The sequence below is a fragment of the Ammoniphilus sp. YIM 78166 genome (assembly GCF_004522215.1).
Lineage (GTDB): Bacteria > Bacillota > Bacilli > Aneurinibacillales > RAOX-1 > YIM-78166.
Genome location: NZ_SDLR01000006.1, coordinates 50462 through 63661 on the forward strand (window position 1 = coordinate 50462; position 13200 = coordinate 63661).

The following is a 13200-nucleotide window of genomic DNA, read 5'->3' on the forward strand; positions in this document are numbered from 1 at the left end:
ATTATTTTACTAAATATTGGACAACGAATCCATCTAATAAAAGCCCTTATCCTTTAGTATCGGATAAGGGCTTCTTTTCTTTACGCTTGCGCTAATGCCGCAGCATCTTGCTTTAATTGTTCTGCTTTGTCTGTACGCTCCCATGGTAGATCCAAGTCGGTGCGGCCAAAGTGACCATATGCAGCTGTACCTTTGTAAATCGGACGACGAAGGTCAAGCGCCTTGATAATACCCGCTGGACGAAGGTCAAAGTGCTTGCGGATCAATCCTACGATTTGATCTTCATCGATTTTTCCTGTTCCATACGTATCCACGTTGATGGAAACCGGTTGAGCAACCCCAATCGCGTAAGCCACTTGAACTTCGCACTTATCAGCTAATCCAGCTGCTACGATGTTCTTCGCTACATAACGTGCTGCATAAGCTGCGGAACGGTCCACCTTTGTAGGATCCTTACCGGAGAATGCACCACCGCCATGACGAGCATAGCCGCCATAGGTATCCACGATGATCTTACGGCCTGTTAATCCCGCATCCCCTTGAGGTCCTCCAATAACGAAACGGCCTGTTGGGTTGATGAAGAACTTCGTTTGATCATCCAGGTATTCTGCAGGAACAACCGGCTTAATCACATGCTCATGAACATCTTTCTTAATTTGCTCAAGAGTAGCCTCCGGATCATGCTGAGTGGAAATAACAATGGTATCAATGCGCACTGGCTTAGCTCCATCATACTCCACCGTTACCTGAGTCTTTGCATCGGGACGAAGGTACTCAATCGTTCCATTCTTGCGCACTTCCGCTATGCGACGAGCGAGCTTGTGAGCCATAGAAATTGGCAGAGGCATCAATTCAGGCGTTTCGTTGGTCGCAAAACCGAACATTAAGCCTTGATCTCCTGCTCCAATGGACTCAATTTGCTCATCGGTCATTTGACCATCGCGATCTTCTAACGCTACATCAACACCCATCGCGATATCAGGAGACTGCTCATCGATAGAGGTTAGTACCGCGCAAGTATCCGCGTCAAAACCAAATTTCGCACGAGTATAGCCAATTTCACGAATCGTTTCACGAACAATTTTAGGAATATCCACATACGAAGTTGTAGTGATCTCTCCTGCTACGAGTACAAGACCTGTCGTTACAGAAGTTTCGCAAGCGACACGAGCACTCGGGTCTTGCGTAAGGATCGCATCCAAGATGGAGTCAGAGATCTGATCGCAGATCTTATCCGGATGTCCTTCAGTTACAGATTCAGATGTGAAGAGATGACGACCTTTTTTCAACGCCATGTTCACGTACCTCCTTTTAAACGATAAATATCCATAAGATACGGCACTCATTATTTCTTACTTTCCGAACAACTCAAGAGGTGGTGAAATACAAAAGACCTTCTCCTATAGAGGAAAAGGCCATAATTCCGTCCTTTACCTCTTATCTTCCAGGACATGTATGTGTCCTGCTGGTTAGCACCTTGCACGGGATAATTCTATTCTCTCCAACAAAGGAAAAAATATGAATCCCTACCGTGGGTTGCCGGGCGTCATCGGGCCAGTCCCTCGCGCCTTCTCGGAATAAGAGTAATCCGTTCTGCATAAGAATAGCTAAAGTTTGGTAAGTTGTCAATCAGTTTATGTGGATTTTTTATCTTTCACTTTTTTTGAGTAGAAGCTGGCCATCCTTCTCATGGACTTTTTGAATGGCGTCGTATCGCTGCAGCACCTCATCCAGCTGCAAGTAGGCAGTCCCCTTGCGGACCAGTACTTGAGGAGACTTCCCAAGCGGATAGACTCGATTCTTGGTTCCCAATTGCAAAGCCACTTTCCTTTCTTCTACATCGTAGCCTACTTTTCCATTCCATAAGTAGGCCATCTTACGCATAGCCAGATACCATTTCCCCTCATGACGGATGGCAAACGGGATGTCGCTTTGGTCGAGGTTCTGATTGATTCGGACTTCTCCATTTACGGGGTTAAGAACAACCTTGTTTTGGTTCTGAAGTACGAAAGCCGCCGCTTCCAACTGCTCTTGAGGGTCCCCGACAAAAATATTCGGATAAACCCCAACGTTATGGATGACACGATGATTAGGGCTAAAATATTCCTGAATGGTCAGCTTCAGCGTTCCTCCGAATTCCAGCGGGAAACCTTCCTGCACAGTACCTTTCCCATAGGTAGGGGTGCCAATGACGATTGCCTTCTCATGATCCATTAAAGCCGCAGCCACAAGCTCCGCTGCACTAGCAGTGTTCTCATTAACCAGAACGACCAGCGGCAGCTTCCAATCTCTTCCCTTTTCCACCTTAAGTAACTCTTCGTTATGATTAATATCCCGAAGAATGGCAATCTTCCCTTCGGCAATAAAAGCGGAAGAAAAATCGAGTGCGGAGGATAAGGTCCCCCCAGAGTTATTGCGTAGATCAACCACGAGCCCTTTAATCTGGCTGGCCTCGAGCTTGTTCAGCTCTCTTTTGAAGGTAGACACCGCTTCATCAGAAAACATGGTTAAAGAAAGGTACCCGACTTGCCCCTGTAGTACCTTTGTCCGTACGACAGGTACCTGCACTTTTTTCCGAGTCAGATCGACGGTACGTGTGTCTGATTTCCCTTTAACCGTAAGCGAGATCCGTGTCCCTTCCGGGCCTTGCAGGTTAGCAATAGCCAGCAGTACACCCTCGTTCACCGCTTCGATGCCATCCACTTCGAGGATCACATCTCCAGGCAGAATCCCCGCCCGCTGTGCAGGAGATTGCTCATACACATCGTCGACCACAATTTGTCCGTGCTTAATAGCGACGGCCACCCCAATCCCGGAGTAGATGCCTTCTATATAATTGAGAAAACTATCAAATTCCTCATCCGTAAAATACGTGGTATACGGATCCATCAACGATTGAAGCATCCCTTTGATCGCCGAATCGCTCAGCTTTTGCCCGATGGGCTTGTCCACATGGTATTGCGTGATCAGATCATATACCTCGAGAATACGCTCCCGTTCTGGATTGATAACAGGCGTCTGCGCGTGTAGGGTGGTCGAGGAAATCGATAGAATGAAAATCATAGATGATAGAAACCTTGGTAATTTCACAGGATAATGCTCCTTTTTTTGGTGGATCAAAAATAACAGCAAGAAAAAACAGAAAGAATACTCTCATTATAACTGACAAGTCGTCGTGAAAATATAAATTTTATGTAAAAAACGGTGGTTCTTCCAGCATTGTTATTTTTTGCTTCTATTTATCTATGACGAGCAAAGTCGGGAAAAGGTTACAGTCAGAGAGAAAAAAATCGCGTGAGACCGATGAATCTAAAAAACTTATGGGAACAGGTTCCGAGAAGTGAGCATATGGGGGCACGGAAGCGACCAACTCAGGGGGAGAGAGCAAATCTTCGTGAAGGATCTGCTATAGCTGGTCACTGGTTAGTAATAGCTTTCTTTATTACCTTAATATCTATCTCTAGACCTTCAACTTTTTTAGATAGGTTATTCATATGGATTTGGTACACCGTATTTTGACTTACTTGCTCAGAAATATGATCCAATTTCTTATTTAAGGTTGAGATTGCTTCTGCCATTTCTTTTCTAAATTCATTTTGTCCTACTTGTAATGATTGAACCGCTTCTCTCGTTTCATGCTGCCCTACTTCTAACGATTGAAACGCTTTTCTTGTTTCATGTTGTCCTTCTTCCAAAGATTGAAGTTTTTCAAGTATCTTATCCAATACATTTTCCATTTGCTTCACCTCCATTCATCATTACCTCTATTATACCATTTAATTACCAAACTGTTGAACCAACTATCATCGTATTATCAGCGATATGATATATATACAGTCGTTTTGGTTGCCTTTTCATTCAAGGGTATACGCTCCTGTTCTCTTGATAGTTATATGGAGGGAATTGTCCCTCGTATGTCTATTACGACAAAAGATATTAAATCAGGTTAACGCAAAACCATTCAGGACCAGTTTAATAATCTTTATGGCCAAACAGATCTTCTACCAACTTTTACATCTCCATTTCTTTTTCCACGTGTAAACAAGAGTGCGTCCATAGCTCGATGTCTTCTTTTAGCCTAGTAACCGCCTCTTCTTCTGTTTTGCCTTTTCCCTTACACCTACTAAGTGCGGGGCAACTGGCAATATAACCATATTTATCATCTCTTTTTATGACAATATGGACAAAAACAGGGATTTCCTGAGTCTTCATATCAATCAAGCTGGAAATCGAGTCTTCCATTAGAGTGTAGATTTCTTCAGCACCAATTGGGTTACCTCCACTCATCCGTTCAGCTATTTTCTCTGACATCAATTTTAACAGATCGTTGGTTTTCAATTTTCAACCTCCAATTTATCAAATTTTCTTACACATAGCATTCTCCCTTTACGCATAGGCTTTCCCTTATGGCCATCTTTCATTTTAGATCCACTCAGATCAGGGCAGTATAGTTCTTTCGAAAAATAACCTATCTTTTTCTCATTAAACTCTTCAATCCTAACTGCTAGTCAGAGTATTAAATCAGCCTCACTGAATAAAATGATTCCGTTCTGCATAAAGATATCTAAGTTTTTAGTAGTCTTTTTATACAAACATCAAATATGACTTCGTTCTTGTTGGGAAAAAACGTGAGTAGATACCATGCGCAATTTGCTTTAATATATGAAGTATAGAAGAAGGAGGCAGGGACATGGGCTTAAAAGAATCATTAAAAGATGGCTTGAAAGATCTTCTCCGTAAAAAGAGTGATGTTATTGAGAACAATAAAGAAGTTTACCGTAAATTTTTACAAAACTTAGCTGAGCAACCGAATCATGAGTACCTACGTAAATTGACCATTGAAGCGGGAGAGCAATATTATGGGTCTCTACGCAAGGATGGTCAGGCTACAGAAAATGATCGTTTCGCCATCAATCGCGATATTAATGCTGCGGTGGATCATAAATCAATACTATAAATAATGGAGTTGAGTCATTCTGTGATGATTCAACTCCATTTTTAGTTTGTTTATTCTCTTTCCACTACAATGAAGTCCTCATAAAAACATCTCTCCGGAGAGGTTTCGGTAACTTTCGGCTAGTACCAGACCCCTTTAGCTAGGTAAGCGTAAGCTTCACCGTTGATGATCAAACATTTTTTCATCTAGCTTGAAGTCTATACTTTGTTTAAACTCGATTCCGGCTTGCTTAGCTCTCTATTTCGTCAGCTATTATGGTCACATCACCAGGAGTATAATCAAGCTGGAAGTTTGGTGCCACCTCATTAGGATTTGAAAGTCCTATTTCCCCTGGACTCCCGTTAAGCTCTTCAGAATATAAGGACCAATTTCCAACTGTATCCTTCGCTTTCAACCTAAGCTGGTAAGGAGTTCCGTTTATTAAACTAAGTACTTTGTAAGAATTAGTTGTTTTGCCCACACTGACAATAGTCCATGTGCTTGCTACCGAAAGTTTTGTATTCCAGCTGGTAGCCCCCCAAATCCGTTTCTTGGTTCGCTTCCCATGTGACAGATATGCTCCGGTCGCTTGGCTGAAGGGTTAAACCGGTTGGTTGAGCCGGGGCCATCAGATCCTTCGCTGTTGCACTTACCGTTGGGGTATAGTTGGACCAATTGCCTTTTTCATCCTTTGCACGTAATTTCAACGTGTATGCTACATTATGGACTAAACCATCTATAGTCACGGTCGTTTCTCCCGCTTCAACTGGCTTACTGCTCCACGTCGTCGTTCCGGATCGTTGGTAAGCTAGTTCATAGCCTCCTAAATCTACTTCTTTGTTTGCATTCCAGATCAGGGTTATTTCTTTATCCCTACCGATTGCCCCCACTTTAAAACCTGTAGGTACAGCAGGGGGCACTTTATCTACGGGTACCCCACTCACCTCGTTCGACGCCGCTGACATGTTATTTGAGGTATCTCTAGCCTTGAGGCGGAAAAGGTAGGTTTGTTCGTTCGCTAATCCTGTTAGGGTATAAGTAGTGACCTTTCCTATGGACACCTCTGTCCAGTCCGGTTCATTTCCCCCTCTATATTCCAGCAGATAACCAGCCAAATCGGTAGCCGTTACAGCTGTCCATCCCAATGTCACTTGCTTATCGTTTACTCTGGTCACTTTAAATCCTGTAGGGATTGGAGGAGCTACATTATCTATTGGACTCCCGCTTACCACTTCCGAATAATCTGACCAGTTTCCTGCTGTATCCTTTGCTTTTATCCTAAACTGATAGGGGGTTCCGTTAACAAGATTTGCTATTGAATAACTCGTTATAGTCTTTCCAACGCTTATTATAGACCACGCAGTCGAAGTGGCTGTCTTGTATTCAAGTTGATAGCCAACCAAATTAGATTCCGAATTTGGCATCCAATTTAAAACAGCTCGCCTATCACCAAGTGAACTTATATAAAAACCAACTGGTGTTGATGGCTTAATAAAGTAAGTTAGGAGTTTTTCAGCGTTAACTAATCCATAACCATAATAATTATCTCGACCTGGTGATCCCAAATCAGTACTAGTTGCAGTCAGAGCATTATAGAACTTTTCGGGTGTTATATTTGGAACTTTTGCAGCAACTAATGCTGCAATTCCTGATACATAAGGCGCAGAAAAAGATGTTCCATCTACAAAAACATATGGATTATAATAGTAATCCTTGGAAGTAGTTAATATACTTTCTCCCGGCGCACTTACATCAACATAACTATTGAAATTAGAGAAGGAAGAGCGGTTATTGTATCGATTTATGGATGCCACACTAACGACATTAGGGTAGGATGCTGGATATTTTAAAGTAGAATTTCCATCATTACCTGCAGAGGCAACAACGATTGACCCTTTGCTAATCGCATATTGAATAGCAGAATTCTCACTATTTGAATAGGTTGAACCGCCCAAACTAAGGTTAATTATTTTACACCCTACATCGGCGGCATAGTATATTGCTTGAACAACATCAGATGTATAAATTGCCCCCGAGGAATAAACTACACGGAACGGCACTATCGTCACATTCCAATTCACTCCAGAAATACCAAGACTATTGTTTGTTGAAGCAGCTATAACTCCTGTAACACTCGTACCATGTCCTCTTGAGTCCCAATCCACTGGCTCATCAAAAATTAAATCCCAACCATTAGCGATTCTTGTATACTGAAAATCAGGATGATATCTGTTAATTCCCGAATCGATCACAGCAACAGTTACATTATTAGAACCTGTAGTTATATCCCAAGCTTTTGGTAAAGACAGTGCATTTACTGCCCATTGTGAAGAAAGATACGGGTCATTGGGTAGGATATTTACTTTTCTCTCCTCGTCCGTCTCAATCCATTCAACCATTTCACCTTTTAGCTGTTTAAAATTATCTACATTATCAATCGTTAATCTAAAGATACGATTATCTTTATTACCTATTACTTTATACTTATATTCAGATAGTAACTGATTAATCTCCTCAACAGGTGTGCTATCTTTGAATTTAACTAAATACTTTCTACTTTTTTCACTTTTATTCAAATTCTCTAAACCGCGTTTTTCTTTTTCCTTTTGCTCCATCTGTTGTTTTTGAATAGGTTGACTGGAAAAATTGCCCTTCATTAAGGATAACTTATCATTATATACCTTATCAAATTGCCCTGGAGGGTTTATATCTCCTAAACTCTTAGCATCTTCACCTAAAGTACTAGCAGACAAATTAGTTGGTAACAAAGTAATGAATAGAAAGATCGATAATAGCATGAAAATCCCTATAAGTTTTTTCATATACACCCTCACATTTTTCAATTATAACTACCAAAACATAATCCCTGACAACTTTCAGATAATAATTTTTATTGATAACAGCTAGCTTATTAAATAAACCCGTAGAATAATAAATAGAAATTAGATATATAGGATAATATTTAATCCCTCCTCTCAATTACTACCTTTTTAGATAGACTAGACTCTTTCTTTCATACCCACTCATTCAAACTATAATATTTTTTATACCTAGTTCCTCTTAGTCATAGATAATACCAATATGTAATTAGGTTAATTTCATATAGACCAGAGTAATTGTTCCTACCTAAAAAATTAACCAAGTAAAAAAGTCATATTTTTACTATATAATACCACAACTACGTTATGGGTTAATATACCTATCCTGTAATATTGCAAGCACCATCATTGTACAAGTAATGAAAAAAGATGGACGATAGTTAACCCAACACTTTCTAAAATTTAAGGAGAGTTATCGGTATGAATCAGAGTAAGCAAAAACGTAATGTGGAGGGGAAAGTGGGCTACCAATAGAAGTAATATACTGTCCCTATCTACTTGATACACCTAATTTCCTTCTTATTAGGAAAAAACGTGAGCAGGTACTATGCAATATTTGTTAATATATGAAAGTAAAGTAGATGGTGGCAGGAACATGGGCTTAAAAGAAACTTAAAAGATGCCTTAAAAGAACTTATACGTAAAAAGAGTGAAGTTGTAGAAAACAATAAACAAGTTTATCATAAATTTTTACAAAATTTAACTGAGCAATCTAATTATGAGTTGGTTCCTAAGTAAATTGACCATTAGAGCTGGAAAGCAATAATTGGTTTTCTTCGAAAGGATGGCTAGCCTACAGAAGAAATCGATTTGCAATGGATTGTGATATTAATGCTGTGGTGAACATATATAAATGGAGTTAAGTCATTCTTTGATGATTCAACTCCATTTTTACTATGTAGCTGTTCCATAGGGTTATGTTTGATTATTTGTTTTCCAACACATGAAGTCCTCACAAAAACAACGCACTGGAGAGGTTTCGACAGTTTAGGATTAGACCCTTTAACGAGTGTTTCTCTACACTCGACGATCATTAATTAAAATACAAAAAGCTAGCCACAATTAAGTGACTAGCTCCTATCCTATCTTCCAGACATAACCCAAGGCTTCTCAATAGCTGCCTTTAGATTGTCTAATTGAATAATAATATTAAACATCTGCTGCTCAATTTGTTGCACTCCGAATTTAGCCTCAGCTAACTCAAGACCTGTCGCCATACCAAGGTCATACCGCACTTGAACCAGCTTCACCCCTTCATTTGCTTTAGCTAAATTTACTTCTAGAAGAGCATATTGGTTCTCTAACTGCTTGATATTGTTGTAGAGGGAACGGGTAGCTTCGTTCAGTTGTTGTTTAGTAATAGTTACGTTATTTTTTGCTTTTTGAACATCAATCTCTTTTGCACGATATGGGTCATTCATAGGATCATTAAAAGTGTAAAGGTTAACTCCCATCTGAGCTAGTTCGACTTGCTTCTCTGCTAACCAAACAGCAGAACTGTCATCCTTAACCTTACGAACGTGACTCTCAAGATCAAATTCCCCTATCTTATCGAAAGTCGGAATATCACTTAATTCCAATCGTTCACTCTCTGCAATACCAAGTAATTGGTTTAGCTTAAGGTAGGCAAGATCTAGAGACTTGACGGCAAGTTCTTGTTTTTCTACAGCTTCCTGGTAGTTGTTATTCGCTTGGGTTTCATCAAAAGAACTCACTAATCCATGCTGAGCTTTTACTTTTGTCTGGTCTCTTTTCAATCTTGCCTGTTCTACGCTTAGTTCAGCCATTCTTTTCTCTTGCAGACGTTGCAACACTTCATTATAGGCACTCTTAACTGAATAACTAATGGTATCTTTTCTTACTTCCACTTGCTTCACAGATATTTGAGCAGCTAAATCAGCTTGAACAAGCCCCCTTAAGGCAGCTACCGCTAACGCATCTGATCCATCTATCGGTGTGTAATTAAGATTATCCGCAGCTTTTTCTCTTACTTTGTCTGATCTTTCAACATCTGCTTCTACATTTTTAAGGTCATAGCTACTATTAATGGCTAGCGTAATAGCCTGTTCCAATGACAGTACACTCTTTTGTTCCTGTATTTTAGGAGCTAACGATATACTTACAGTTCTTGTTGAGCTATCCCATTTCACCTCAGCTCCAAAAACTTCACTTACAAAGCGAAGCGGTACCATCGTTCTCCCATTTATAATTTGTGGATGAACATCTAGCTGAATAGGTAGTCCGTTTTTCAAGACCGTTCTAGAACCAACAATTAGTACAATAGATGTTAAATCCTTTGTTGCTGTTACTTTCCGAGATGCACTATTCCATTCAACCTCAGCTCCGAGTGATTCAAAGATCGTACGAAGAGGAACGAGTGTAAAGTCATTAACGACCACTGGATGTTGATCAAACTCTTGCTTTACTCCATCAATAACAACGGAAACTGTAGTATAGTTTAATGCTTGTATTTTAGGGGTTAATCCCCCCAGTAACATTATAGTAATAATAGAAGAAGTGAGTAACTTTTTCATTTATTCTATCACCTCCAACAAACTTTCAATAAATAGGAAAAAGGGCACCTTTCGGTAACCCTTTTTCTATATAGATAAATTATCTGCTAATTGTTACTGTACGTGTAGCTTCATCCCACTGAACGTCAGCACCAAGAGCTTGAGCAGCATAACGTAGAGGTAGAACTGTGCGTCCTTCTTTTACGAATGCTACAGTGTCCATTGGTACAGATACACCGTTAACTACAAGGTTGCTAGATCCTAATTGGATTTGAGCAATTCTGTCACCCTTGATAAGAGTTACAGTCTTAGTGTTAGCGTTCCAGATGATATTGCTTTCAGATACTCCAAGAGCTTCAGCTACAAATCGAACTGGTAAGAATGTACGTCCATCTTGAATGAATGGAGCAACATCAAGAGTCTTTTCTGCACCATTTACTTTGTAAGAAGTGCTGTCGATAACGAATTGTGCTGTTGCACGAGCTTCACCTGGAGCTGGAGTTACAACCTTAGCAATCTCAAACTTAGCGATTGTATTCTTATCAAATACTACTTGATCAGAATCTTTACCTTCTCCGTTTTGGATGAAGTCTCCTGCTACTTCAGCAAGAATTGGACCTTCTGCAACAGTACGATCTAAATCAACAAATCCATTGGAGATAGTGATTTCGCTAGGCTTAGTTCCTTCAGCTTTAACTGTGAAAGAAAGCTTAGATCCGTCAGTCTTAACACTGTCTTTTTCGATTTCAAGGTCGCCTTCAGTTACAGTTACAGTAGGCTTCTTGCTCCATTTAATTCCATCTTTCAATGTTACTGTAACAACTTCATCCTTTTTAAGGATGTCTTTCTTAGCTTCAGTAATTACAACATTACCAATAGCTTGCTCTTTCACACCAACTTTAACTTCTTTAGATTCTGCAGTTACAGTTATTGGTGCAGTAGCATTTCCAAGAACAACTTTACCATCGAAACCAGCACGACCAGTTACGTTAGCTTCAATTTCTCCAGTGTAATCAGCTTTTACAGATACATAGAAAGTAAATTTCAATTCAGCTTTCTTTTCAGCTTCGTTCTTTGGAGTGAATTCAACTGTGTTTTTATCGATAGATAGGTTAGTGATAGCATCGCCATCAGCATTTACAAATTTCTTTTCATCTGCATCATATAGGTAAGTTCCAATTGGGAAGTCTGAAGCGTTTGTAGCTTCAATTTTCACTCCAGCAACTTTAACTGCAGATGGGAATTCAATTTTAGCTTTACGGTTAGTTACAAAAGAACCAGGAACGTTTTCTTTGATAACTAATGTTTGTAGCTTGTGCTTATCTAAATCATCAGTATCTAATAGGCCAGAAGTCAACGCCTTAGCATCACCATCAGCCTTTACAACTACAGCAAAATCAGAGTAAGATCCAACTTTAAGATCTTGATCAGTTACATCAGTTCCAGTCAAGCTAACAGTGATGTCGCCATATTTAGCATCATCAGTGTCTACATCAACATTTGGAGTAACCTGAATGATACCACGTTGAGAAGTGGAAGGATCATTCAAGAAGTTAATTACTAGGCTGGAAGTACCAAAACCTGTAACAGTATACTCATCAGTGTCTCCATCGATAGAAGCTAATCCAGCAGATAATTTAACTGCTGTATCTTCGTTCCAAGTGATACCCTTAGGAAGTTTGAAAGTCACTTTACCTTTTTTCAAAGATCCATTGGAGTTTTCAGTTAGACGGATAGAACCAAGTTCTCCACCAGCTTCTCCGATAGTTTTTGTATTTAGAACTACAGAAGTAGTAGCACCTTTAACAACTTGAGCAAGAGTATAAGTACCAGCTTTTACTCCAGATCCAAAGCTATCAACAACAACATCTACAGAATTCCCAGTCAATCCATCAATAGTAACTATTGGTGTGATGTTAATAGTTTGAACTGCATCAGTAATGCTTGTGTCGTTAGGTAATGTTACATTAACTGTATAATCACCTACGATTTCAACCTTACCACCATTTAATCCATTAAGGTTTGTTCCACCTAGGTTAACTAAGTTATTAACAGTATTCTTAATCTTAGCACCTTGAGGGAAAGTTAAAGTGAAAGTTTTTCCTGCTACTAAATCAGAAGCATAATCCGTATCTTCTTTAAAGGTTAAAGTAGAGATAGCTACATTTTTAGCATCACTTGCCACAACAACAACTTCACTTACACGTGCATCAGTTGCTGCAGATACTGCGATTGGAGCTACAACAGAAGCTACCAATGCTGCAGTTGTTACCACGTTAATCATCTTTTTGTTAAACTTTTTCATAACCTTTGTTTCTCCTCCTCGTTTATGTTTAGGTTGAGAGTTATTTTATATATATTTATCTATCTGTTTGTATTACCCTTCTCCCGCTACTAGAACAACAAAATCTAGTTATGTAGAAATTTGAAGATTCTTGCAACGCTTGAAGTTCACACGTTCTCTAGTATAACTTTTCCAGTTGACTTTGTAAATAGCTTTTTTCAAACTGTTTACTACGTTCCCTCTTGAGTTATACTCGATTAATTAAACGCGTGGTTTTGAAATAAGTTGCGGAAGGTTAAATATTTTTTTAAAAAATATTTTCCCGAAGTCGAATCTTGTCTCTGAAATTATAATTATGTATTCGTCATCTGACGTTGATTTGTAGCTCTGACTCTTCATCAGAATCACAATTATGTATTTCAGTTCGAAGGCTTCGTGCTTCGTCCCTCTCACAAGACTTAGTATACGTGGCTTCAACCTGTTTTCCAATGCTAACAAATTTCCTGTATTGCCATTGTATTGGTTCATTTGGATAATTTACACTGTTGCCTTAAACATAAAAAAAGACTAGGGGATCCCTAGCCTCTT

9 protein-coding genes and 1 riboswitch are annotated in these 13200 nt (G+C 39.5%); of the genes, 1 reads left to right on the plus strand and 8 read right to left on the minus strand.

The window, feature by feature from the left end; translation table 11 throughout:
• Positions 1-80: 80 nt before the first annotated feature.
• From metK to EIZ58_RS25040, 4 genes are all read right to left on the minus strand, one after another.
• Positions 81-1289, minus strand: coding sequence for a methionine adenosyltransferase (gene metK, locus EIZ58_RS25025; protein ID WP_205672351.1), 1209 nt, complete (start codon positions 1287-1289; stop codon positions 81-83).
• A 145-nt stretch (positions 1290-1434) separates the two neighbouring features.
• Positions 1435-1584: riboswitch (SAM riboswitch) on the minus strand.
• A gap of 63 nt (positions 1585-1647) precedes the next feature.
• A complete protein-coding gene (locus tag EIZ58_RS25030) occupies positions 1648-3090 on the minus strand; it encodes a S41 family peptidase (protein WP_134703707.1) in 1443 nt (480 codons plus the stop codon).
• A gap of 326 nt (positions 3091-3416) precedes the next feature.
• Positions 3417-3737: a hypothetical protein gene (locus EIZ58_RS25035; protein WP_134703708.1), complete on the minus strand. Its 321-nt coding sequence runs from the start codon at positions 3735-3737 to the stop codon at positions 3417-3419.
• Between the two features lie 274 nt (positions 3738-4011).
• The gene (locus EIZ58_RS25040; RefSeq protein WP_134703709.1) at positions 4012-4338 is read right to left on the minus strand and encodes a type II toxin-antitoxin system HicB family antitoxin; all 327 of its coding nucleotides are present in this window, start codon (positions 4336-4338) and stop codon (positions 4012-4014) included.
• A gap of 352 nt (positions 4339-4690) precedes the next feature.
• Here EIZ58_RS25040 and EIZ58_RS25045 point away from each other — a divergent pair, with 352 nt between their 5' ends.
• Positions 4691-4957, plus strand: a complete 267-nt coding sequence (locus tag EIZ58_RS25045; RefSeq protein WP_134703710.1) for a hypothetical protein — start codon at positions 4691-4693, stop codon at positions 4955-4957.
• A gap of 229 nt (positions 4958-5186) precedes the next feature.
• On the opposite strand, the gene EIZ58_RS33840 is transcribed toward EIZ58_RS25045, so the two are convergent.
• From EIZ58_RS33840 to EIZ58_RS25060, 4 genes are all read right to left on the minus strand, one after another.
• Positions 5187-5417, minus strand: coding sequence for a hypothetical protein (locus EIZ58_RS33840; protein WP_167577947.1), 231 nt, complete (start codon positions 5415-5417; stop codon positions 5187-5189).
• Positions 5401-7758, minus strand: a complete 2358-nt coding sequence (locus EIZ58_RS25050; protein ID WP_134703711.1) for a S8 family serine peptidase — start codon at positions 7756-7758, stop codon at positions 5401-5403. The genes EIZ58_RS33840 and EIZ58_RS25050 overlap by 17 nt, the downstream gene beginning before the upstream one ends.
• Positions 7759-8897: 1139 nt before the next feature.
• Positions 8898-10349, minus strand: coding sequence for a stalk domain-containing protein (locus tag EIZ58_RS25055; protein ID WP_134703712.1), 1452 nt, complete (start codon positions 10347-10349; stop codon positions 8898-8900).
• Between the two features lie 79 nt (positions 10350-10428).
• Positions 10429-12633, minus strand: coding sequence for a copper amine oxidase N-terminal domain-containing protein (locus EIZ58_RS25060; protein WP_134703713.1), 2205 nt, complete (start codon positions 12631-12633; stop codon positions 10429-10431).
• Positions 12634-13200: the final 567 nt, after the last annotated feature.

Coding starts and splice junctions, on each gene's coding strand:
- EIZ58_RS25035 (WP_134703708.1), bottom strand. CDS start 3,737: ATGGAAAATGTATTGGATAAGATACTTGAAAAACTTCAATCTTTGGAA.
- EIZ58_RS25045 (WP_134703710.1), top strand. CDS start 4,691: ATGGGCTTAAAAGAATCATTAAAAGATGGCTTGAAAGATCTTCTCCGT.
- EIZ58_RS25050 (WP_134703711.1), bottom strand. CDS start 7,758: ATGAAAAAACTTATAGGGATTTTCATGCTATTATCGATCTTTCTATTC.
- EIZ58_RS25055 (WP_134703712.1), bottom strand. CDS start 10,349: ATGAAAAAGTTACTCACTTCTTCTATTATTACTATAATGTTACTGGGG.
- EIZ58_RS25060 (WP_134703713.1), bottom strand. CDS start 12,633: ATGAAAAAGTTTAACAAAAAGATGATTAACGTGGTAACAACTGCAGCA.